Origin of the sequence: Modestobacter caceresii (genome assembly GCF_000761485.1) — a bacterium.
In the GTDB taxonomy this organism is placed as follows: Bacteria; Actinomycetota; Actinomycetes; order Mycobacteriales; family Geodermatophilaceae; genus Modestobacter; species Modestobacter caceresii.
Genome location: NZ_JPMX01000061.1, coordinates 1 through 22,474, shown reverse-complemented (window position 1 = coordinate 22,474; position 22,474 = coordinate 1). Strand labels below are relative to the sequence as shown.

19 protein-coding genes and 1 tRNA gene are annotated in these 22,474 nt (G+C 74.4%); 12 read left to right on the top strand and 8 right to left on the bottom strand.

What is annotated here, in order from left to right; all coding sequences use genetic code 11:
- The first annotated feature begins 81 nt into the window (after positions 1-81).
- Positions 82-157 (top strand) — tRNA-Arg (locus tag IN07_RS13725).
- Between the two features lie 126 nt (positions 158-283).
- Here the strand turns inward: IN07_RS13725 and IN07_RS13720 are convergent.
- Both IN07_RS13720 and IN07_RS13715 read right to left on the bottom strand, forming a co-directional pair.
- On the bottom strand, positions 284-463 hold the full coding sequence (locus IN07_RS13720) for a hypothetical protein (RefSeq protein WP_036336483.1): 180 nt from the start codon (positions 461-463) through the stop codon (positions 284-286).
- A 178-nt stretch (positions 464-641) separates the two neighbouring features.
- A complete protein-coding gene (locus IN07_RS13715) occupies positions 642-1,799 on the bottom strand; it encodes a hypothetical protein (protein WP_156119187.1) in 1,158 nt (385 codons plus the stop codon).
- A 254-nt stretch (positions 1,800-2,053) separates the two neighbouring features.
- Here IN07_RS13715 and IN07_RS13710 point away from each other — a divergent pair, with 254 nt between their 5' ends.
- Positions 2,054-2,476 (top strand): hypothetical protein, encoded by a 423-nt coding sequence (locus tag IN07_RS13710; protein WP_036336481.1) that lies wholly within the window; start codon positions 2,054-2,056, stop codon positions 2,474-2,476.
- 150 nt (positions 2,477-2,626) lie between these two features.
- Here the strand turns inward: IN07_RS13710 and IN07_RS13705 are convergent, their stop codons facing one another.
- Entirely contained in the window at positions 2,627-3,679 is a 1,053-nt protein-coding gene (locus tag IN07_RS13705; protein WP_231558357.1) for an LLM class flavin-dependent oxidoreductase, read from the bottom strand.
- Between the two features lie 131 nt (positions 3,680-3,810).
- Between IN07_RS13705 and IN07_RS13700 the strand changes: the two genes are divergently transcribed.
- Positions 3,811-4,113 carry a DUF427 domain-containing protein gene (locus IN07_RS13700; RefSeq protein ID WP_036336479.1) on the top strand — a complete coding sequence of 101 codons (303 nt, stop codon included), beginning with the start codon at positions 3,811-3,813 and terminating at the stop codon, positions 4,111-4,113.
- A 140-nt stretch (positions 4,114-4,253) separates the two neighbouring features.
- The gene (locus IN07_RS13695; RefSeq protein ID WP_036336494.1) at positions 4,254-6,569 is read left to right on the top strand and encodes an EAL domain-containing protein; all 2,316 of its coding nucleotides are present in this window, start codon (positions 4,254-4,256) and stop codon (positions 6,567-6,569) included.
- Between the two features lie 54 nt (positions 6,570-6,623).
- Here IN07_RS13695 and IN07_RS13690 read toward each other — a convergent pair whose 3' ends face one another.
- From IN07_RS13690 to IN07_RS13680, 3 genes are all read right to left on the bottom strand, one after another.
- A complete protein-coding gene (locus tag IN07_RS13690; RefSeq protein ID WP_036336478.1) occupies positions 6,624-7,454 on the bottom strand; it encodes an SGNH/GDSL hydrolase family protein in 831 nt (276 codons plus the stop codon).
- Positions 7,455-7,538: 84 nt separating this feature from the next.
- Positions 7,539-8,525, bottom strand: coding sequence for an NAD(+)/NADH kinase (locus IN07_RS13685; RefSeq protein ID WP_064972416.1), 987 nt, complete (start codon positions 8,523-8,525; stop codon positions 7,539-7,541).
- Positions 8,526-8,528: 3 nt separating this feature from the next.
- Positions 8,529-9,953: a dihydrolipoyl dehydrogenase family protein gene (locus IN07_RS13680; RefSeq protein WP_036336477.1), complete on the bottom strand. Its 1,425-nt coding sequence runs from the start codon at positions 9,951-9,953 to the stop codon at positions 8,529-8,531.
- Positions 9,954-9,979: 26 nt separating this feature from the next.
- Between IN07_RS13680 and IN07_RS13675 the strand changes: the two genes are divergently transcribed.
- From IN07_RS13675 to IN07_RS13665, 3 genes are all read left to right on the top strand, one after another.
- Positions 9,980-10,489 carry a flavin reductase family protein gene (locus IN07_RS13675; protein ID WP_052091254.1) on the top strand — a complete coding sequence of 170 codons (510 nt, stop codon included), beginning with the start codon at positions 9,980-9,982 and terminating at the stop codon, positions 10,487-10,489.
- Positions 10,489-11,442 carry a class A beta-lactamase gene (gene bla, locus IN07_RS13670; RefSeq protein ID WP_036336476.1) on the top strand — a complete coding sequence of 318 codons (954 nt, stop codon included), beginning with the start codon at positions 10,489-10,491 and terminating at the stop codon, positions 11,440-11,442. Before IN07_RS13675 ends, bla begins: the two co-directional genes overlap by 1 nt.
- A 103-nt stretch (positions 11,443-11,545) precedes the next feature.
- Positions 11,546-14,146, top strand: coding sequence for a bifunctional FO biosynthesis protein CofGH (locus IN07_RS13665; protein ID WP_036336475.1), 2,601 nt, complete (start codon positions 11,546-11,548; stop codon positions 14,144-14,146).
- A gap of 101 nt (positions 14,147-14,247) precedes the next feature.
- On the opposite strand, the gene IN07_RS13660 is transcribed toward IN07_RS13665, so the two are convergent.
- Positions 14,248-15,630 (bottom strand): aminotransferase-like domain-containing protein, encoded by a 1,383-nt coding sequence (locus IN07_RS13660; protein WP_036336474.1) that lies wholly within the window; start codon positions 15,628-15,630, stop codon positions 14,248-14,250.
- Positions 15,631-15,691: 61 nt separating this feature from the next.
- Here IN07_RS13660 and yczE point away from each other — a divergent pair, with 61 nt between their 5' ends.
- On the top strand, positions 15,692-16,348 hold the full coding sequence (gene yczE, locus IN07_RS13655) for a membrane protein YczE (protein WP_036336473.1): 657 nt from the start codon (positions 15,692-15,694) through the stop codon (positions 16,346-16,348).
- A gap of 159 nt (positions 16,349-16,507) precedes the next feature.
- Here the strand turns inward: yczE and IN07_RS13650 are convergent, their stop codons facing one another.
- Entirely contained in the window at positions 16,508-17,515 is a 1,008-nt protein-coding gene (locus IN07_RS13650) for a class I mannose-6-phosphate isomerase (RefSeq protein WP_036336472.1), read from the bottom strand.
- 241 nt (positions 17,516-17,756) lie between these two features.
- Between IN07_RS13650 and IN07_RS13645 the strand changes: the two genes are divergently transcribed.
- The 4 genes from IN07_RS13645 to IN07_RS13630 all read left to right on the top strand — a co-directional run bounded on the left by IN07_RS13645 (position 17,757) and on the right by IN07_RS13630 (position 22,465).
- Positions 17,757-18,722, top strand: coding sequence for an ABC transporter substrate-binding protein (locus IN07_RS13645; RefSeq protein WP_052091253.1), 966 nt, complete (start codon positions 17,757-17,759; stop codon positions 18,720-18,722).
- A gap of 30 nt (positions 18,723-18,752) precedes the next feature.
- Positions 18,753-20,306 carry a sugar ABC transporter ATP-binding protein gene (locus tag IN07_RS13640; protein ID WP_036336471.1) on the top strand — a complete coding sequence of 518 codons (1,554 nt, stop codon included), beginning with the start codon at positions 18,753-18,755 and terminating at the stop codon, positions 20,304-20,306.
- On the top strand, positions 20,303-21,322 hold the full coding sequence (locus tag IN07_RS13635; protein WP_036336470.1) for an ABC transporter permease subunit: 1,020 nt from the start codon (positions 20,303-20,305) through the stop codon (positions 21,320-21,322). Before IN07_RS13640 ends, IN07_RS13635 begins: the two co-directional genes overlap by 4 nt.
- 165 nt (positions 21,323-21,487) lie before the next feature.
- A complete protein-coding gene (locus IN07_RS13630; RefSeq protein WP_036336469.1) occupies positions 21,488-22,465 on the top strand; it encodes a LacI family DNA-binding transcriptional regulator in 978 nt (325 codons plus the stop codon).
- Positions 22,466-22,474 lie beyond the last annotated feature (9 nt).

The window sequence follows — 22,474 nt, the reverse complement described above, 5'->3', positions numbered from 1 at the left end:
CGTCGGGGCACACCGCTACGGCGCGCAGCGCCCCGGGTTCCCGACCGGGCGCCCGCAGCCGATGCGATGATCTGGCCGCAAGCGCCCGTAGCTCAGTGGATAGAGCAGGTGCCTTCTAAGCACTTGGTCGCAGGTTCGATCCCTGCCGGGCGCGCCACTGGCTCCCTCGTCCCGGTTGTACGCAGGCGCCGGCTGGCCCGATCAGCCGGCTGAACGCGGTCGGTCGGCGGGGCGCAGACCGCGCACCCCGCCGACCGACTCGGTCGTCGCGACCGGACGACTCCTAGTCGTCGTCCTCTTCCTCCTCGTCGACCGTGCCGCCGTCCTCGACCACGCCGGTGTCCTCGCCGCCCTCCTCGTCACCACCGCAGGCGGTCATGGTGAACGACGCAGCGGCGATGGCGACACCGGCGGCGGCGGAGCGCCACCGGTTGCGGCGTGCGGGCAGGGAGATGCTGGTCATCGTTCTCCTCGTGGTCGATCGGCCAGGGCCGACGTCGGGTGTACGCACGGCCGACATGCCCGGCGTCCCGCGGTGCCAACCCCGGATCACCGCCGTCGTCAGGGAGCGGCGAGGCCCGGGGGACCCGGCACGGGCCGGGCCGGACGGTCAGCCTGCGCAGGGCGTCTCGGCGCCCGTGTCAGGGAAGCGTCCGGAAGGTGCCCGAGGCGACCACCGTCCGGTCCGTCCCGGTCTCCAGCTGGTAGTGGTAGGACCTGTCCGGGGCAAGGCTGCGGGTGATGGACAGTGGGACGACGTCGTTGCTGGTCGTGCGGTAGGTGTAGAAGCCGGTCTGCGAGCCGAACGGTGCGGCGGAGACCCGGAGGGTGGTCCGCGTCGTGTTCGGGGGGACGTACGCGGACACGGTCACGCCGATGCGGCTCGGGGTGACGGTGTGCTCCCACGGCTGCGGGCCGGCCGCGGGCTCGGAACCGGCGCTCGGGGTGGCGTACCGGTTGAGGACCCCCTCGATGATCGTCCCGAACTGACCGTTGCGGGCGTGGCCGACTCCGGCCGGGTGCTCGTGCGACGTCTGGAAACCGCGGTCGGCGTACCAGGCCTCGCCGACCTTGGCCCCATAGGGACCGTTCAGCGAGTTCAGGCCGCCAGGCGCGGACCCGTTCGTGTCGGTGTCCAGCTCGCCGGTGTCCCAGTGCATGTGCACGTTGGCCTTGAGCGACGCGGGGAACGCGTCCGCAGCGACCGCGGGTGCGCCGCCCCCGCCGATCACGATGGTCCCGCCGCCGGTCAAGAGCTCCGAGTGCCGGGGGAACAGGAACCGGGTCATCAGCTGCGCGCCGGTGCTGTACCCGCCCAGCCACACGCGGTCCCGGTCGATGTCGTACTGGCCGTGGACCGAGTCGATCAGCGCGGCGAGGTGGTCGGCGTACCCGGTCGGGTCGCCCCGCTCCCAGCACTGACAGGCGCGGTTGGGGCTGGAGGGCACCAGCAGGACCATGTTGTGCCGCTTCGCCACGGCGACGACCCCGTTGACCCCACCCAGTGAGTAGCTGGCCGACGGGTTCTCGAACCCGTACTCGCCGGTGCCGTCGGCGTAGACGAGCAGCCCGACCGGCTGGGAAGGGTCGATCCCGGCCGCGTACACGTGGTGCTGGGCGGTGTACCCGGCACCGGTGAACGTCTGGAACGTGCGGTCGGTGAGCGGGCCGCCTGATCCGCCGGTCGGGGCCGCGGCAGCAGGCGTGGCGGTGGCGGTGGCGAGCAGCGCGACCAGCGCTGCCAGCACGATGCGGGACGGGCGCACGAGGGCTCCAATCGCGTTGAGGGGTTCGGACATCTCGCCGACGGGGGCGCGTGGGCGACCCGTCTGTTGCGCGGCTGATGTCACAGGGCGGTCACAGCCTGCGGGGTCGGCGCGAGGCACGCCCGAGGATGCCGAGAGAGTCTTCTCACCGTTCAGCCGCCGGTTGCTCGCGGCGCCCGGCCGCGAGCGAGCGGGTTCGGCCGCCGAGAGCCTCCGACCGCACCGGCTGGGCCGGCCCGTCGTAGCGCGCCCGCTGGTCGATACGTCGGTCGATAGCCTGCCCCGCCATGGGGCTCTTCGGGACGTTCACCTACAGCGACGGCGCCTGGACCACCCCGGACGCCCGTCGCGAGCCGTACCTGGTCGTCGACGTCCACGACAGCGACATCGCGACCATCGACTACCGGCCGACCGGGGACGCCGGTGGCCGGTGCTACCTCGGCTTCCAGCCCAGGGTCTACTTCGAGGACCCCACGGCGAGCGCTCCGGTGGACAACGACGCCGAGGCCCACGGGCTCGCCCACTGGGCGCTGCTGGCGACCGGGCGCGAGGTGGACCCACAGGACGTGGCCGCCCTCCTGGCGCCGGACGACGAGGACGACGAGCCGGAGGACCTCTTCGTCGAGGAGACCGTGCGGCGTCTGCTCGAGCTCACCGGCGTCCCGGTGCCGGAGGAACTGGCCGAGGAGGCGCTGACCGGCGAGGAGTGAGCAGGCCTCCAGGGCGGCCCCGTGGCGAGGTCACGGGCACGGGACCAGATCGCCCTGATCGGTGCCGGGAGGGACACCAACCGCAGCTCTTCGCCGTCGCTGCGGAGCCGGCCCGCACGGGAGTGGCGCCGCGCAGCTGACCGTCGGCCGTCAGCCGGCGGGGCGATCCGACCGGGCGACCCAGCCGATGGCCGGGGCGACGTGCCGGGCCACCGTCTCCAGCAGGTGGGCGTTGTACTCCACGCCCAGCATGTTGGGCACGGTCAGCAGCAGGGTGTCGGCGTCCCGGACGGCGGCGTCCTTGGCCAGCTCCTCGGCCAGCTGGTCGGGCTCGCCGACGTAGCTCTTGCCGAATCGGGCCCGCACGCCGTCCAGGATGCCGACCTGGTCGTCGCCGCCCTGACCCGAGCCGAAGTACTGCCGGTCGAGGTCGCTGGTGATCGGCAGCACGCTGCGGCTGACCGAGACCCGCGGTTCGTGCGCCCAGCCGGCTTCGGCCCAGGCCGCGCGGTAGAGCGCGATCTGCTCGGCCTGCAGCTGGTCGAAGGGCACCCCGGTGTCCTCGGACAGCAGGGTGGAGCTCATCAGGTTCATCCCCTGCTGCGCGGTCCACACCGCGGTCTGCCGGGTACCAGACCCCCACCAGATCCGCTGCCGCAGCCCCGGCGACTGCGGCTGGACGGCGAGCCGCGCGGACGCCCCGCCGGTCATCCGCGGATCAGCGTCCACGACGGTGGCCCCGCTGATCGCGTTCAGGAACAGCGCCGTCTTCTCCCGGGCGAGGTCGGCGTCGCTGCTGCCCGCCGGCGGCACGTAGCCGAAGGCCTCCGAACCACGCAGGGCCGTCTCCGGTGAGCCGCGGCTGATGCCCAGCTGCAGCCGCTCACCGATGAGCAGGTCGGCGGCCGCAGCCTCCTCGGCCATGTACAGCGGGTTCTCGTACCGCATGTCGATGACGCCGGTGCCCAGCTCGATCCGGCTGGTGCGCATGCCCATGGCGGTCAGCAGCGGGAAGGGCGAGGCGAGCTGCCGGGCGAAGTGGTGCACCCGCACGTGGGCGCCGTCGAGGCCCAGCTCCTCGGCGGCCACTGCCAGCTCGACGCTCTGCACCAGTGCGTCCCGCCCGGTCCGCACCTGCGAGCCGGGGATGGGCTGCCAGTGCCCGAAGGACAGGAAACCGATCCGCTTGTCCACTGCACTCACCTCTCGTCGTCTGCACTGCGGCGAGCGTCGGCGGGGCCGGGGGTGTTCCCGGGAGCCAGGGTGGGATGACCGGGAGCGGTGCGTGCGTTGCCGGATGTGTCCAGAGCCACAGCGAACCGAGGAGCAGGCACATGCGCGCGACCGTCGAGGACACCGTCATCGCCGAGGCACCCGAGTCCGAGCTCGTCCGCATCGAGGGCAACTGGTACTTCCCGCCGTCGGCCGTCACGGCCGGCACGCTCACCGAGAGCCCGACGGCCTACACCTGCCCGTGGAAGGGACCGGCCCAGTACTTCGACGTGGTCACGCCGGAGGGCACCCGCAAGGACGGCGCCTGGAGCTACCCCGACCTCAAGCCGTCCGCGGTCGACCGGGTCGGCAAGGACTTCGCCGGCTACGTCGCCTTCTCCCGGGAGGTCACCATCGCCGAGTGACGGGCCGCGGGCGGGGTCGGTGTGTCGCAGCGGACCGGCGGGACGACTGAGGTCAACCAGTCACGGAAAGTGACGGCACGAACACAATCGTCCCGCGCAGGTTCCCCGGCTGGGGGCGGGCCATGGTCCAGGCTGTCCGGGTGACCACCCCCGCCCCCGAGTCGCCAGGCGCCCCCGGGCCCGCCGGCGCTGCCGGGCGACGACTGAGCGCGGCCGATGTGCTGCTGGCCGACCGCGGCCAGCTCTTCCGTGCCCTCTTCCTGTCCGCGCCCGTCGCCAAGGCCGTCGTCGACCCGGACGGCCGGCTGCTCGTCGTCAACCCGGCGATGTGCGAGCTGACCGGCCGGACCTCCGGCGAGCTCGTCGGCCGGCACCTGGACCTGCTCACCCACCCCGACGACGTCCCCCTCGAGGACCGCGCCGCTGAGCACGTGCCCGGCACCCCACTGCTGGACCCCCAGCTGCAGGTCGTCGGCGAGCGCCGGCTGCGCCGCGCGGACGGCAGCAGCATCTGGGCGATGCAGACCCAGGAGCTCGTCCACCACAGCAACGGCGAGCCGCAGTTCGTGCTGCTCACCCTGGTCGACGTGACCGACCGCCGCCGGGTCGAGGACGACCTGGTCCGGCGCACCTTCACCGACCCGCTGACCGGGCTGCCCAACCGGCGGGCCCTCACCGAGCGGCTGCAGCGCGCCCTGGCCGCGTCCGGCCGGCGCGGGACGCTGGTCGGGCTGCTGCACCTGGACCTGGACCGCTTCACCGCCGTGAACGACTCCCTGGGGCACGAGGGCGGCGACCAGCTGCTCTGCCAGGTCGCCGACCGGCTGCGCTGGAGCACCCGGGTGGAGGACACCGCCGTGCGCTTCGGGGCCGACGAGTTCCTCGTCCTCGCCGAGGACGTCGAGGACGTCGAAGGGCTGCACACCCTGGCCGACCGCCTGCTCGGCGTGCTCGACGAGCCCTTCCACGTGCTCGACCGCGAGGTGACCCTGTCGGCCAGCGTCGGCATGACACTGGGGTCCGACCTCGCCCCCGAGGCCCTGCTGCGGCAGGCACACAGCGCGCTCGCCCGGGCCAAGGCCAGCGGCGGCCGCGGCCGGATCGAGGTGCACGACGAGGCGCTCGGCGAGGGCTACGTCGACCAGCTGCAGCTGGAGACCGACCTCCGGCACGCGCTGGAGGCCGGCGAGCTGCGGCTGTTCTACCAACCGATCGTCGCGCTGTCCGACGAGCACCTGCTGGGCTACGAGGCGCTCATCCGCTGGCAGCACCCGACCCGTGGGCTGCTGCCCCCCGGCGCGTTCCTGTCCGCCGCCGAGGACAACCGGCTCACCTCCCGGCTGGGTGCCTGGGTGCTGCACCAGGCCTGCTGGGACGCCGCCGGCTGGGACCCCTCCCTCCGGGTGCACGTGAACATCTCCGCCCGGCACCTGGCCGAGCCGGGCTTCAGCGAGCTCGTCGCCGACGCCCTGGCCGAGTCGGGGCTGGCGCCGGACCGGCTGGAGCTGGAGATCACCGAGTCGACCGCGCTGTTCGCCGCGGACGCGACGCTGCACGCCGTCGACACGGTGACCGAGACGGGCGTGACCCTGGCGCTGGACGACTTCGGCACCGGCTACTCCGCGATCACCGCGCTGCACCGGCTGCCCATCCACACCCTGAAGATCGACCGCTCCTTCGTCGCCGACATCGTCGCCCAGCCGGCCACCGCGGCCCTGGTGCAGGGCCTGCTCCAGCTCGGTCAGGGCATGGGCCTGCAGGTGATCGCCGAGGGCATCGAGGACGGCGAGCAGGCCCGCTGGCTGCGCGAGCACGGCTGCGCGATGGCCCAGGGCTACGCCTTCGGCCGGCCCGCCCCGCTGCCGGCCCGCGAGCTCGGCGAGTACCCGGCGCCCCCGCGGCTCGGTGACCTCGACGACCCGCCGGTGCACCCGACGCCCGACCCGGCCCCGGCAGCCGGTGACAGCTCCGCCGCCGGGCCTCAGCCGGAGTGGTCCGGATCGGACGACGACGAGCCCGGACCCGGGTTCGACCTGGGTGCCGCGCTCGCCGAGCAGGACCTCGACGGGCCCGGCCCGGCCGTGGGCAGCGCCGCCGTCCCCCAGCTCGACTCCTTCGAGCTCCCGGGGACCACGTCGGAGCCCCCGTCCACGCCGTCGGCCGACGCCCCGGTGCGCGACGCGGTGCCCGAGGCGGGGTCACCGCAGGGCGACTCCTTCGACCCGGGCGTCTTCCGGCCCTCCAGCGCGCTCCTGGAACTGCGTGCGCTGCTGGCCGCCAACGGTGCCCCCGACGCCCCGGGCGTCCCCGGGCCGCGGGAGCCCGCGGAGCTGGGCGACCTGCGGGCGCTGACCGCCGACCCGACCGACCTCTCCGGGCTGCGCCCGTGGCTGGAGTCCTTCCAGCAGCGGCTGGGCCTGGACACCGGCGACCTGCCGGAGGTCGGCCGCAGCTGACCCGGGGAACGGACCTGCGCGTCCGTCCCCCGGGTCAGGGGTCCGTCCCCCGGATCAGGAGTCCGGCACGGGGACGACGCCGGCGCGCAACGGGAGCGCGGCGGGTCGCTTGGCCGCCCGCCCGTCGCCCGAGGACTCACCGCGCAACCGGCGGCCGATCCAGGGCAGGACGAACCCGCGCACCCAGGCGAGTTCCTGACCGACCACCTCCCGCACCGGCAGCGGCGGCGCCGGGTCCAGCGGGGTGCGCCAGTCCGTGTCGTCGCCGGCCACCGGGACGCCCAGCGCGGCCGCGGCGGCCAACGCCGTCCGTCGGTGCCCCTCGGGCGTCAGGTGGATCCGGTCGCCCGGGTCCCACATCCGCGCGTCCTGGACCCAGGAGGCGCCCCACTGGTCCAGCACGACGGCGCCCTGCCGGGCGGCGATCGACCACAGGTGGGTGTTGAAGACCGCGACCCGGCCCCGGGTGCGGCGGATGATCGGTGTCTGCCGTGGGTCCACGCCGGTGGCCAGCAGCACGTCGGCTCCGGCCGCGCGGAGGGAGGCGACGGCGGACTCCAGGTCCGCGGCCAACTGGTCGGGGTCGGCGCCCGGGCGCAGCAGGTCGTTGCCACCGGCGACCAGGCTCACCAGGTCGGGTCCGGAGGCGAGCGCGACCGGCACCTGCTCGGTCAGCACCTGCGCCAGCAGCCGCCCGCGGACGGCGAGGTTCGCGTACTCGACGGTGCCCGACGGCGAGGCTGCGGCGAGGTGCTCGGCGAGCCGGTCGGCCCAGCCCCGGAAGGAGTCCGGCGTCCCGGGCTCGGGGTCGCTGAGGCCCTCGGTGAAGGAGTCCCCCAGCGCGATGTACCGCTGCCACGTCCGACGATCACTGCCCGGTTGCACGTCCCCTACTGCACCACGGCCCACCGGGCGCCAGGGTGACGGGGTCCGGCCGGCCCCGGCGTCGCCCCGTTGCCGCCGGCCGGCTCAGCCGACCTCGTCGCCGGGCCCGCGGGCGCCCTGCGGGGCGCGCGCCGGGCCGGTGCCCGGGGCCGGCACTCCGCCCGGTGTCCGTCGGCGCAGCTCCTCGGGCACCAGCTCCATCAGCTCCTCCGGCAACAGCGGGAGGTCCAGCAGCGAGAGCTTGACCCGGCTGCGGTCGGCGGCCAGCCAGTCGTCCAGCCGCACCAGCAGCCCGGCGTCCGCGCGGGCCTCGACGTGCAGCTCGTCCCCCGGCCCCAGACGACCGACCACCAGGCCGTCCACCTCCACGGCCGGGTGCCCGGCGGTCTCGGGCAGCGCCAGGTGCAGCGGCTCGTGTGGTCCGAGCACCACGGTGCGGTCGATGCCGTTCAGCGGCGCCGACGGGGTGACGAGCACGCCCGCGGCCCCGGGGGACATCACCGGACCGCCGGCGGCGAAGTTGTAGGCCGTCGACCCCATGGGGGTGGCGATGATCAGCGCGTCGCTCCGGTAGTGGCCGTAACGGCGGCCGGCCACCGACAGGGTCGCGTCGACCATGCCCTCCCCCGGCACCCGGGCCAGGACGACGTCGTTGAAGGCCACGGTCTCCCAGCCCGGCCCCCGCACCACCAGGCAGCTGCGCGACTCCAGCGTCGAGCGGCCCTCGGCCAGCGCGGTGAGCGCACCGTCCAGCTCCTGACCCTCGACCTCGGTGAGGAAGCCCAGCCGGCCGAAGTTGACGCCCAGCACCGGGACGGGGTCGGCGACCACCATCCGCATCGCGCCGAGCAGCGTGCCGTCACCGCCGAGGGCGATGATCCCGTCGCAGCTGCTGGCCAGCTCGGCGACGTCCACCGGCGTCACGCCGCGCAGCTGCAGCCGCTCGACGTCCGCTGCCGCGGCGACCAGCTCCACCCCGTGCGTCGTGGTCCAGGCCAGCACCTGGGCCACCGCGCCCACGCAGTCGCGGTGCGGGTGCAGCACGAGGCCGATCCGGCTCCCGTCGTGCACCCGTCAGCCCCGGTAGGTCTCGAGCAGGCGCAGCCAGATCTCGCTGATCGTCGGGTAGGACGGGACGGCGTGCCAGAGCCGGCTGATCGGCACCTCGCCGACCACCGCGATCGTCGCCGAGTGCAGCAGCTCGGCCACCCCGGAGCCGACGAACGTGACCCCGAGCAGCACCTCGCGCTCGGTGTCCACCACGGCGATCGCCGTCCCGGCGTAGCCGTCGGCGAAGAGCGAGGCGCCGGCGATGCTGCCGATCGGGTACTCCACGACCCGGTGCGGGACACCGGCGTCGGCGGCCTGGGCGGCGGTCAGCCCGACCGCGGCGACCTGCGGGTCGGTGAACACCACGCTCGGCGTCGCCCGCCGGTCGGCCGTGGCGACGAACGGCGACCAGTCGGCCAGGTCGACCTGCTCGTCGCGCGCCCGGGCGACGATCGCGGCGCCGGCCTGGCGCGCCTGGTACTTGCCCATGTGGGTCAGCTGCTGGCGGCCGTTGACGTCGCCGACGCCGTAGAGCCACGGGACGCCGGGCACCTGCAGCGACTCGTCGACGTCCAGGTACCGGCTCGGCTCCAGGCCGACCGTGTCCAGCCCGATCTCGTCGGTGTTGGCGGCGCGGCCGGTGGCGACCAGCACCTCGTCGCCGCGGAACTCCCCGTCGGCGGTCGTGAGCACCACGTCGCCGCCGTCCTCCCGGCGCGCCGAGCGCACCTCGCTGCCCAGCCGGACGTCGACCCCCATCTCCCGCAAGGACGCCTCGACCGCCTCGCCGGCGGCCGGCTCCAGGGCCGGCAGCAGCCGGCTCCCCCGCTGCAGCAGGGTCACCGAGGAGCCCAGCTGCTGCCAGGCGGTGGCCATCTCGCTGCCGACGTAGCCGCCACCGAGCACCAGCAGCCGGCCCGGCGCCTCCTTCGCGCTGGTCGCCTCGCGCGGGGTCCACGGCTGCACGTCGGCCAGGCCCTCGACCGGCGGGACGGCGCCGCGGGACCCGGTGCAGACGGCGACGGCGTGCCGGGCGAGCAGCACCAGCTCCGTGCCGTCGTCCTGGGCCACGACGACCCGCTTCTCCCCCGCCAGCCGCCCGTGCCCGCGCACCAGGGTGATCCCGGCGCTGTCGACCCACTGCGCCTGGCCGGCGTCGTCCCAGTGGCTGGTGAAGCCGTCCCGGCGGTCGAGGGTGGCGGCGACGTCCTGCTCGCCGGTGACCGCGGCCGCGGCGCCGGACACGGCGCGGGCCTGGGCCAGCGCCTCGCTGCCCCGCAGCAGCGCCTTGCTGGGCATGCACGCCCAGTACGAGCACTCGCCGCCCACCAGCTCGCTCTCCACCAGCACCGTGCTCAGCCCGCCGCGGGTGGCGATGTCGGCGACGTTCTCCCCTGTCGATCCGGCACCCAGGACGATGACGTCGTACGTCTGCTCCGCAGTGGTCACCTCGGCATTGTGGTCGACTGACCCCCGTGCCTGTCGATCCCGCCGACCACGCCGCCGCCCTGCGCCAGTACGCCGCGGGGGTCGTGCTGTTGACGGTGCGCGACGACATCGACGACGTCGGGACGACGGTCACCTCGGTGATGAGCGTCTCCGCGGACCCGCCGCTCATCGCCCTCGGGCTGGCCGCCGACGGGTACCCGGCCGAGGTGCTGCAGGGCATCGGCAGCGGCGCGGTGAACGTGCTGAGCACCGACCAGGCGATCCTGGCCAGCCGGTTCGCCTCGGCGGGGCGGCCCAGCGCCCGGCACCTGCTGGAGTCGGTGCCCTGGCACCGCGCCCCGGTCAGCGACGCGATCGTGCTGGACGGCGCGCTGGCGGCGCTGGACTGCACGGTCGCCTCGGTGGTCGAGGCCGGCAGCCACGTCGTGGTGCTGCTGACGGTGGAGGGCGTCCCGGTGCTCGGGGACGGCGACCCGCTGGTGCGACTGCGCGGCCGCTGGGCCGACGGTGTCGGTGCACCCCTGCGGCGGCCGTGATGCGGCCACCGTGCGCTGACCGGGGTCTCCCGGTGCGTGCTCAGCGGGCGGCCGTGGCGCTGACGGTGCTGCTGGCGCTCGCGGGCTGCTCGGGCGGTCCAGGTCCGGTGGCGGCGCCGTCGTCCTCGTCGTCCGCCCCGTCGTCGAGCAGCCTCCCTGCCACCCCCGACCCGGCGGTCGGGGAGGCGCTGACGGCACTGGAGGGCGAGTTCGACGCCCGGCTGGGGCTCTACGCGGTCGACACCGGGTCCGGGCAGGTCGTCGCGCACCGCGCCGACGAGCGGTTCGGCTACGCCTCCACGCACAAGGCGCTGTCGGCCGCCGCGGTGCTGGACCGGACCACCGACGCCGAGCTCGACCAGGTCGTCACCTACACCGCCGAGGACCTGGTGACCCACTCCCCCGTGACCGAGGCACACGTCGGCGCGGGCCTGCCGCTGCGCGAGCTGGCCGCGGCGGCGGTGCAGCACAGCGACAACACCGCGGCGAACCTGCTGTTCGACCGGCTCGGCGGTCCGGCAGGCCTGGAGCAGGCGCTGCGCGACCTCGGCGACGACGTGACGTCGGTGGACCGGACCGAGACCGCGCTGAACACCGCCGTCCCCGGTGACGTGCGGGACACGAGCACGCCCCGCGCCCTGGCCACCGACCTGCAGGCCGTGCTGCTGGGGGACGCCCTCGACCCGGCCGACCGCGACCTGCTCACCGGGTGGATGCGGGACAACGCGACCGGCGGCACCCTCGTCCGGGCCGGCGTGCCGGCGGACTGGCAGGTCGCGGACAAGTCCGGGGGCGGCGGCCACGGCACCCGCAACGACATCGCCGTGGTCTGGCCACCGGACGGCGCCCCGATCGTGCTCGCGGTGCTCTCCAGCCGGGACGAGGCGGACGCCGAGTACTCCGACGCACTCATCGCCCGCGCCACCGACATCGCCGTCACCGCCCTCGCCTGACCCCCGTGACCACCGAAATGGCCATTGTGGTGGTCACGGGGGTGGCCGGGCCGGGGGCTGGGGGGCGCGGGTGTCAGCCCACGGGGATAGCGTCGGAGCGGAGATGAGCCAGTCACTCCCCGCCCCGTCGCCCTCTGCCCTCCGCCGTGCCCTGGTGCGCGCCGAGCGCGGGGTGACGCTGGACGCCACCGAGGCCGAGACCCTGCTGCACGCCCGCGGGCTGGGCGAGGGGGAACCGCTGGACCGGCTGCTGACCGCGGCCTCCCGGGTGCGGAACGCCGGGCTCGCCTCGGCCGGCCGCCCGGGGGTCGTCACCTACAGCCGCAAGGTGTTCATCCCGCTCACCCACCTGTGCCGCGACCGGTGCCACTACTGCACGTTCGTGACCACGCCCGGCCAGCTCCGCGCGCAGGGCAAGGCGCCGTTCCTGTCGCCGGACGAGGTGCTCGACGTCGCCCGGGCCGGGGCCGCGCTGGGGTGCAAGGAGGCGCTGTTCACCCTGGGCGACCGTCCGGAGGAGCGCTGGCCGGTCGCCGCCGAATGGCTGGAGGCGCACGGCTTCGACTCGACGCTGGGCTACCTGCGGGCGATGGCGATCCGGGTGCTGGAGGAGACCGGGCTGCTCCCCCACCTGAACCCCGGCGTGCTGTCGTGGGAGGAGATCCAGCGGCTCAAGCCGGTCGCCGCCTCGATGGGGATGATGCTGGAGACGACGGCGACCCGGCTCTGGTCGGAGAAGGGCGGCCCGCACTTCGGCAGCCCGGACAAGGAGCCCGCCGTCCGGCTGCGGGTGCTGGAGGACGCCGGCCGTTCCGCCGTCCCGTTCACCACCGGCGTGCTGCTGGGCATCGGGGAGAACTACGCCGAGCGGGTCGACGCGATCGCCGAGATCCGCGCCTCGGCGCGGCGGCACCAGCACGTGCAAGAGGTCATCGTGCAGAACTTCCGGGCCAAGCCGCGCACCGCGATGGCCGCCCACGACGACCTGGACCTGCAGGAGTACGTGGCCGCGGTCGCGGTCAGCCGGCTGATGCTGGGCCCGGCCGCCCGGGTGCAGGCACCGCCGAACCTCAGCGACTCCACCGAGCTGGGCCTGCTGCTGCGTGCCGGCGTCGACGACTGGGGCGGGGTCTCGCCGCTCACCCCCGACCACGTCAACCCCGAGCGGCCGTGGCCGAACATCGACAAGCTCGCCGCGCTGAGCGCCGAGGCCGGGTTCACGCTGCGCGAGCGGCTGGCCGCCCAGCCCGGCTACGTGACCCAGCCCGAGCCGTGGCTGGACCCGCGGGTGCGCCCGCACGTCTCCGCCCTCGCCGGCGCCGACGGCCTGGCGGTGGAGGGCCGGCTCCCGGTGGGCCTGCCGTGGCAGGAGCCGGACGAGGCATGGACCTCCTCCGGCCGGGTCGACCTGCACACCGAGATCGACACCGTGGGCCGCACCGGCGACCGGCGCAGCGACTTCGACGCCGTCTACGGCGACTGGTCTGAGCTGCGCGAGGCCACCGTCGCCGCCCGCGACGGCTCGTCGACCGCGCTGACCGTCGGCGACCGGGAGGTGCTGGCCGCGCTGCTGCACGCCGAGCAGGACCCGGCCGGGCTCTCCGACGCCGAGTACCTGACCCTGCTCGGCGCCGACGGCACCGACCTCGAGCACCTGTGCGCGCTGGCCGACGCGGTCCGCCGGGACGTCAACGGCGACGACGTCACCTACGTGGTGAACCGGAACGTCAACTTCACCAACGTCTGCTACACCGGCTGCCGGTTCTGCGCGTTCGCCCAGCGGCGCACCGACGCCGACGCCTTCACCCTGTCGATGCAGCAGGTCGGCGACCGGGTCGACGAGGCCTGGGCCGGCGGGGCCACCGAGATCTGCATGCAGGGCGGCATCCACCCCGACCTGCCCGGCACCGCCTACTTCGACCTGGCCCGGGAGGTGAAGGCCCGCCGTCCCGACATCCACCTGCACGCGTTCTCGCCGATGGAGGTGGTGAACGGCGCCGCCCGCACCGGGCTGTCGTTCCGCGACTTCCTCACCGCGGCGAAGGAGGCCGGCGTCGACTCCCTCCCCGGCACCGCGGCGGAGATCCTGGACGACGACGTCCGCTGGGTGCTCACCAAGGGCAAGCTGCCGACGGCGACCTGGCTGGAGATCGTCGAGACGGCGCACACCGTGGGCCTGCCGACGACTTCGACGATGATGTACGGCCACGTCGACACCCCCGCCCACTGGGTCGCGCACCTGCGGACCCTGGCTGCGCTCCAGGACCGGACCGGCGGCTTCCGCGAGTTCGTGCTGTTGCCCTTCGTGCACCACAACGCGCCGATCTACCTGGCCGGGGTGGCCCGCCCGGGGCCGACGAACCGGGAGAACCGGGCGGTGCACGCCGTGGCCCGGCTGCTGCTGCACGGACGGATCGACAACATCCAGACCTCGTGGGTGAAGCTCGGCGACACCGGTACCCAGGCGATGCTCGACGGCGGCGCCAACGACCTGGGCGGCACGCTGATGGAGGAGACGATCAGCCGGATGGCCGGCTCGGGCAACGGGTCGCTGAAGACCATCGCCGAGCTGGAGGCGATGGCCGCCGCGATCGGCCGGCCCGCCCGTCAGCGGACGACGGAGTACGGCACCCCGAGCGCCGAGCGGATGGCCACCGCCCGCTCCGAGGAGGGCCGACAGGCGCTCACCCTCAAGCTGCTCTGAGCCGCCGCCGTCCCCCTGCACCACCAGCTGTCCCCCCGCACCAGCGTTGCTGCGGGCGGACAGCGTCTGATCAGGTCACCTGATCCACGCTGAGCCGGGTCTCACGCGGTCCAGCGGGACGGCGTGCGGCGGCTGTTCGCCCCGCTCGCCGTGCGCGCCCAGGCCGCCTGCAGCACGGCGGCCACCTCGTCGGCCTGCTCCGGCGGCACGCTCAGCGGCAGCCGGAGCCACCGGTCGGCGGTGCCGTCGACGGTGAACCGCGGCCCCGGGGTCACCCGCAGGCCCAGGTCGAGGGCGTGCGCGGCGAGCCGGGTGGAGCTCTCCCCCGGCAGCTGCGCCCAGAGCACCGAGCCGGCCCGCGGCCGCTCGACGCGCCAGTCCGGCAGTCGGGCGGCGAGTGCGGCGAGCAGCCCGTCCCGGGCGGCAGTCAGCCAGGCGACCCGGTCGGCGAGCACGTCGTCGGCGACGGCGAGCAGCCGGGCGGCGACCAGCTGCTCCAGCACCGGGCTGCTGAGGTCGACCGTGCCGCGCGCCTGGGCCAGCCGGGCCAGCAGCGTCGGGTCCGCCCGCACCCAGCCCACCCGCAGCCCCGACCAGTACGCCTTGCTCATCGAGCCGAGGGTCACGACCCGGCGGTCGAGCGCGGCGAGCGCGGTGGGCCGGGCGCCGTCGAGCACCAGCTCGGCGAACGTCTCGTCCGTGGCGACCACCGGGGCGTCGAGGGCGGACAGCATCGCCCGGCGCTGGCCGTCGTCGGCGAGCAGGCCGGTCGGGTTCTGCCCGTCCGGGGTCACCAGCGCGACGTCGGCTGCGGCGCCCGGCAGCTCCCAGCCGTCGGCGCCCACCGGCAGCGCGACCGGCCGCAGGTGGTGGGCCGCGAGGCAGTCCAGCGCCGCCGGGTAGGTGGGCTGTTCGACCAGTGCCCGCTGCCCGGGCCGGGTGACGGTGCGCAGCAGCAGGTCCCAGCCCGCCAGTGCCCCGTTGGTGACCAGCACCTGCTCCGGTTCGGTGGCCAGGCCGCGACGGGTCAGGTGCCCGGCGATCGCGGTGCGCAACGCCGGGAGGCCGTAGGGGTGCAGGCCGTGGCCGGCCAGCAGCGGGCGCAGGTCGGCGGTGGCCCCGGCGACGGCGTCGAGCAGCTGGGCGGGTGCCGGGGCCGCCGCGATGGTGAGGTCCCGGACGACGGCCGGCTCCCCCGGGTCGGCGTCCGGGCGGACCGGCGCGGACGACGGCAGGGTCACCCGGCTCCCGGCGCCTGCCGCGCTGTACAGGTAGCCCTCACCACGCAGCACGTCGTAGGCGGCGGTGACGGTGGTGCGGCTCAGGCCCAGCGCCTGGGCCAGCTGCCGTTCCGACGGCACCCGGGCGCCCACCGACAGCCGGCCGTCGAGCGCGAGGCCGCGGATCCCGGCGGCCACACCGGCGTAGGCCCGGCCGCCGTCCAGCCAGGGTGCCAGGAGGTCGGCCAGCCGGTCGGTGCGCACCGGGCCATCGTCGGCCACTTGGCCCTGTTCGGACAAGGCCAAGCTCGGTTTGGGTGAGGGCATGCTCCTGATCGACCCGATGCCCCTCGACCGTCGCCCCACCCGCGCGGTGCTCCTGCTCGCCGGGCTGCTGCTCTACGGCTTCAGCTCCGGATTGATGCTGCAGGCCGGACTCGGGCAGATGCCGTGGGCCGTGCTGCACCAGGGGCTGTCCCGCAGCTTCGGCCTGTCCATCGGCACCTGGACCATCCTCGTCGGCGCGCTGGTCCTGCTGGCCTGGGTCCCGCTGCGGCTCCGGCCGGGCGTCGGGACCGTCGGCAACGTGCTGGTGCTCGGCGTCGCCCTCGACGCCACGCTGGCCCTGGTCCCCGCACCGACCACCCTGTCGGTCCGGGTGCCGCTGCTGCTGGTCGGCATCCTCCTCAACGGGATCGCCACCGGCGCGTACATCGGTGCGGGCCTCGGCGCCGGCCCCCGCGACGGGCTCAGCACCGGCCTGGCCGCGCGCGGGATGTCGCTGCGGGTCGTCCGCACGACGATCGAGGTCGGCGTCCTGGCCACCGGCTGGGCGCTCGGGGGCAACGTCGGCGTCGGCACCGTGCTGTACGCGCTCGGCATCGGCCCGTTGGTGCACCGCACGCTGCCCGCGTTCCGGCTCCGCGACGGATCGGGGACGCCCGCCGCGGTGACCCGAGTCCCGGCGCTGCCCAACGACTGAGCCGGGCCGCACCCGCGGCATGGCGACCCCCGACCCCTGTTGTCCGCCCAGCTGTCCGAGCGGCGGTGATCGCCCGCGGCAGCCAGGAGGCGATCGTGATGGACCTGCTCGCGCTGACGCCGCAGGGGAGCGGCGCCAGCGACCGACCCGGCCGGCCGGTCAGCCCGCAGCCGGCGGCCGGCACCACAGCGCCTCGACGTCACCGCCGTCGGCCTCCAGGACCAGTTCCCCGGCCTCGTGCGGCACCAGGACCGTCTGTCCCGCGCTGACCGGCATCGTCTGTGCCCCGCTGCTGGCCCGCAGCCGGCCAGCCCCGCCGGTCACGACGACGACGCCGAACCCGGGGTCCAGCACCGCGCCGGCAGCGATCCGGTCGATCCGGAAGAACTCCGCCGCCTGCCCGGGCAGGACCGAGCCGCTGCCCTCGGCTCGCCGCACGAGCCGACCGACCTGCTCGGTGGAACAAGCGGTCAGGTCGGCGGCCTCCAGCGCGAGGTCGAAGCCCAGCCCCAGGTGACCGTCGCGCTCGCCGTCGATGGCGAACCCGCGCCACTCCATCAGGATGGAGAGGTCCTCGGGCTCCTGGACCTCGACGAGGAAGACGCCCTCGCCGATCGCATGGGGCATCCGGGCGGGCACCAGGACGGCGTCGCCCGGGGCGACCTCGATCCGGTGCATCGCCGCGAGGAGCGGCTCGACGTCCTGCTCCCGCACCAGCCGGTGCACCTCCGCGCGCGGCAGGGCCCGGGCGAAGCCGAGGTGCACGCTGCCCCCGCGGAGGACCACCCACGCCTCGGTCTTGCCGTGGGCCCGCCCGAGGTGCTGGGCGGCGAACGCCGTGTCCGGGTGGACGTGCACGGGCAGCCGCTGGCCGGCGTCGAGCAGCTTCGTCAGCAGCTTCGTGTCGGTGCCGAAGCGCGCCACGTGCGCCGCCCCCAGCCAGGCCACGGGGTCGGCCTGGACCGCATCGCGCAGCACGCGCCCGTCGGGCAGGACCGAGAGCCCGAGCTCTTCCTCCCCGTGCAGGGTGTTGGTGGCACCGATCCAGTCCTCCGGCAGGTTGCCGCCGGTCCACGGCACGCCACGGAACGCGGCGATCCGTTCACCGCCTGCGTAGAACCGGTCCGGTGGTCGGTTGCCGGGTAGCGAGATCGGCGAGAGGGACATGCAGGCTCCTCGATGGGCGGGAGGTGACGGGACCCGTACCGGGCAGGCGCGCTGACGCCCGGACGGGGATCACCCGGCAGCCGCCCCCTCCCGTCGGCGACACCGGACATCACCCTCCTCGCGGGCGTCGTGAGCGAAGCTATCTTTCACCGGCGGCCCGTCCACGGTCCCCTCCGTCCACCGGACGGCGGGACCGTCCTACGGTGCACGACTCGAGCACGATCCAACGGAGGAACAGACGATGAAGTCGATCTCTCGGGCCCGGACCACGTCCACCGCCCTGATCATCCTGGGCGCAGTGGCACTCAGCGGCTGCAGCAACGGAGACACCAGCACGGGCGGCGGCGGCGGTGGCGACGGCGAGGTGGAGAAGGTCGGGCTGATGCTCCAGGACATCTCCAACCCGTTCTTCGCCTCGATGCAGGACAGCATGGAGGCGGCTGCCGAGGAGCAGGGCTTCGACCTCAACGTGCAGGACGGGCGCCAGGACCTCGCCGCGCAGAACGACCAGATCGACGCCTTCATCCAGCAGGGGATGGACCTGATCCTGCTCAACGCCGTCGACAGCTCCGGGATCGCCTCCGCGGTCGCCCGGGCCGAGGCCGCGGGCATCACGGTCGTCGCCGTCGACGTGGACGCCGAGGGTGCCGCCGCCGCCGTCACGACCGACAACGTGGAGGCCGGCCGGCAGTCCTGCCAGGCACTGGTGGACGCCCTCGGGGGCCAAGGGAACATCTTCATGATCGAGGGCACCCCGACGACGGCTCCGCAGGACCGGGTGAAGGGCTGCGAGGAGGTCCTCGCCGAGAACCCCGGGATCACCGTGGTGGCCCGCCAGGCCGGCAACAACGACCGCGCCAGCGGGCTCGCCCTGACCACCGACATGCTCACCGCGAACCAGGACGTCCAGGGGATCTTCGCGATCAACGACCCCGAGGCGCTCGGTGCCGACCTGGCCGTGGCCCAGGCCGGCCGCAGCGGCGTGACGATCGTCGGCGTCGACGGCTCCCCCGAGGCCGTGAACGCGCTGGAGGACCCGGCGTCGAACTTCGTCGCCAGCGCCGCGCAGGACCCGGGCGGCATGGCGCTGGAGGCCCTCGAGGTCGGCAAGGACATCGTCGCCGGAGACGCCCCGGCCGAGCGGGTCACCCTGCTCGAGCCGTCGCTCGTCACCAAGGACAACGTGAGCTCCTACGAAGGCTGGTGACGGCGCGACCGGCTGGTGGGAGGAACTCTCGTGAGTGAGTCAACGACTCCGCTGCTCGAGGTGGAGGGGATCAGCAAGCGCTTCGGCGCCACCCTCGCCCTGTCGGACGTGAGCTTCGACGTCCGGGCGGGCGAGGTGCACGCCCTGATGGGCGAGAACGGCGCCGGCAAGTCGACGCTGATGAAGATCATCTCGGGCAACTACCAGCCGGACACCGGCTCCATCAGGATCTCCGGCTCCCCGGTGACCATGGCCTCGCCCCGCGACGCCATGGTCGTCGGGGTGGCGATCATCCACCAGGAGCTCAACACCATCCCGGAGATGACGGTGGCCGAGAACCTGGCCACCGGGAACGAGCCGCTGCGCTTCGGGATGCTGGACCGCAGGACGATGGTCGCGCAGGCCCGGGAGAAGCTGGCCCGGGTCGGCGCGGACATCGACCCGAACCGGCCGATCGGCCGGCTCAGCGTCGGGATGCAGCAGATGGTCGAGATCGCCCGCGCCGTGGCTGAGAACGCCACGGTGCTGGTGCTCGACGAGCCGACGGCCGCGTTGTCCCGCACCGAGAGCCAGCAGCTGTTCGAGCTCATCCGGTCGATGCGCTCGCGCGGCATGGGGCTGGTCTACATCAGCCACCGCATGGAGGAGGTCTGGGAGCTCGCCGACCGGGTCACCGTGTTCCGCGACGGCCAGCTCATCGGCACCCGGGACATGCGGGCGAGCGGGCCCGAGCAGGTCGGGCCCGGCGACATCGTGAAGATGATGGTCGGCCGCGACATCGACGACCTCTACGTGCGCAACGCCCACCAGTCCGGGGAGGTCCGCCTCACCGTCCGGGACCTCACCGGGCCCGGCGACATCGGACCGGTCAGCTTCGACGTGCGCGGCGGCCAGGTCGTCGGGATGGTGGGCCTGATCGGTGCCGGACGGACCGAGGTGGCGCGGCTGATCTACGGCGCCGACCGCCGCACCGGGGGGGCCGTGACCCTGGACGGCCAGCCGCTGGAGGTGCGCAACCCCATCGACGGCATCAAGGCCGGGGTGGGGCTGCTGCCGGAGAGTCGCAAGGACCAGGCGCTGTTCCTGGACCTGTCGGTCAAGGACAACATCGGCATGTCGACGCTGCCGGACCACAGCAGCGCCGGCGTCGTCCGGAACGGGTCGCTGCTCACGGCCGTGCGCGGCGTGATGGACCAGCTCAAGGTGCGGTCCAACGCGCTGAAGCTCGAGTCGCGGGCACTGTCCGGCGGGAACCAGCAGAAGCTCGTGCTCGGGCGGCTGCTGCTGCAGAAGCCCAAGCTGCTGATCCTCGACGAGCCCACCCGCGGGGTGGACATCGGCGCCAAGAGCGAGATCTACCGCCTGATCAACGAGATCGCCGGGACCGGGGCAGCCGTGCTGGTCATCTCCTCGGACCTCCCGGAGGCCCTGGGGATCAGCGACGAGCTGCTGGTCATGCGCAACGGCCGGATCGTCGCCACCCTCGACGCCCGCACGGCGGACGAGGAGAGCGTCATGCAACACGCCACCGGCGTCTACGACGACGGCGCCACCACGAACGAGACCGCTGGGACTGCCCGATGAACCCGATCACCGACACCACCCCGGACAACCCCCTCCCGGACACGAAGCCCGAGCCTGCGGCGGTCCGGCGCGGGTCCGTCATCGCCCACTGGTGGGACCGGGTCGGCATCTTCCTGGTGCTGCTCATCCTCATCGCGCTGATGGCCGCCCTCGCGCCGAACTTCCTCTCGGTCGACAACGCCATCAACGTGGCGCGGTCGGTCTCGATCAACGCGATCCTGGCCGCCGGGCTCACCGTGGTCATCCTGACCGCGGGCATCGACCTGTCCGTGGGGTCGATCCTCGCGGTGGCCGGGGTGGGCAGCGTCCTGCTCGCGGTCGACGGGGTGCCCACGCCGCTGGCGCTGCTCGGCGGCATCCTCATCGGTGCCGTCGCCGGCGCGCTCAACGGCGCGTTCGTCGCCTGGCTCGCCCTGCCCGCGTTCATCGTGACCCTGGGCTCGATGACGTACCTCCGCGGACTGGCCTACTCGCTGCTGGACGGCCAGCCGCTGGTCGCCAGCGACCTGGGTTTCCGCGGTATCGGCAACGGCAGCGTGGCCGGCATCCCGCAGCCGGTGGTCGTGATGGTCGTCGTCTACGCGATCTTCTGGTTCCTGCTGGAGCGGACCCGGTTCGGCCGCCACGTCTACGCCGTCGGCGGCAACATGGAGGCGGCCCGGCTGGCGGGGATCAACGTCAAGCGGGTGCTGCTGTCGGCCTACATGCTCGCCGGGGCGGCCGCCGGGGTCGCCGGCCTCATCTTCTCCGCCCGGGTGCTGTCCGCTCAGCCGACCGCCGGCCAGGGCTACGAGCTCGACGCCATCGCCGCGGTCGTGCTCGGCGGCACCTCCCTGGCGGGTGGCCGCGGCCGGATCCTCGGCACGCTGGTCGGTGCAGTGATCATCGGGGTGCTGTCGAACGGCCTGATCCTGCTGGACGTGCCCTTCTTCTACCAGCTGATCATCAAGGGCGTGGTGATCATCATCGCCATCGCGCTGGACAGCCTGAAGCGCTTCTCCCGCGCCGGCACGTGACTCCGGGCCGGTGGGCGGATGCCGTCGCCCACCGGCCGGCCCCTGACCCACGACGCCCGTCCCGGTCCACCGACCGGGACGGGCGTCGTCGTCGCGGGCGCGATGCTCCTCCGCGCGCGACCGGTGCGGCACGATCACGGCACCACAGCGGGCGGGAGGAGAGACGTGCCACGGGTCACCAGCGCCGACGTCGCCCTGGAGAGCGGCGTCAGCCGGACGACGGTGAGCTACGTGCTCAACGACAAGCACGGCGCGATGATCTCCGCCGACACCCGGGAACGGGTGCTGGCCGCGGCGGCCCGGCTCGGCTACTCCCCCTCGGCCGCTGCCCGGACGCTGCGCAGCGGCCGCAGCGACCTGGTGCTCTGCGTGCTGCCGAACTGGACGGTGGGGCCGGTCCTCGACACCGTCCTCGACGAGCTGACCCGGGAGCTGGCCGACCGGCAGCTGTCGGTGCTGGTGCACCACGGCCGGGGGCCTCGCCCGCTGGCGGAGCTCTGGCGGGCGGTCACCCCGCGCGCCGTCGTCGGCTTCACCGAGTTCGGGGCGGAGGACGCCGACGCCATGCGCCGGGCCGGGATCCAGGTGCTCAACACCTCCCTCGACGAGGACCCGCGCGCGGTCTTCGCCGTCCCGCAGACCCGGGTCGGACAGCTGCAGGTGCGGCACCTGGCCGACACCGGGCACGTCCACCTCGGCTGGGCCGCACCCGTCGAGCCCCGGCTCGCCGACTTCGCCGAGCGGCGGCTCAGCGGGGTCCGCGCCGAGTGCGCGCGCCGCGGGCTGGCCGCGCCGGTGGTGCAGGACGTCGACCTGGACGTCGCTTCGGCCACCGCCGCCGTCCGCGCCTGGCGGAGCGCGGGGGTCACCGCGGTGGCCGCCTACAACGACGAGGTGGCGCTCGCGGTCGTCGCCGGCGTGCGCGGCTGCGGGCTGTCGGTACCGGGCGACGTCGCGGTGATCGGGGTCGACGACGTCCCCGCCGCACGGCTGAGCGACCCGGCGCTGACCACCGTCGCCCAGGACGCAGGAGTGCAGGCCCGGGCCATCGCCACCGCCGTCGCCGCGGCGCTGGACGGCGCCCCGGCGCCCGCCCCCGAGCGGGCCGAGGTGCTGCGGCTGGGGGTCCGGGGCTCGGCGTGACCGGCGGGG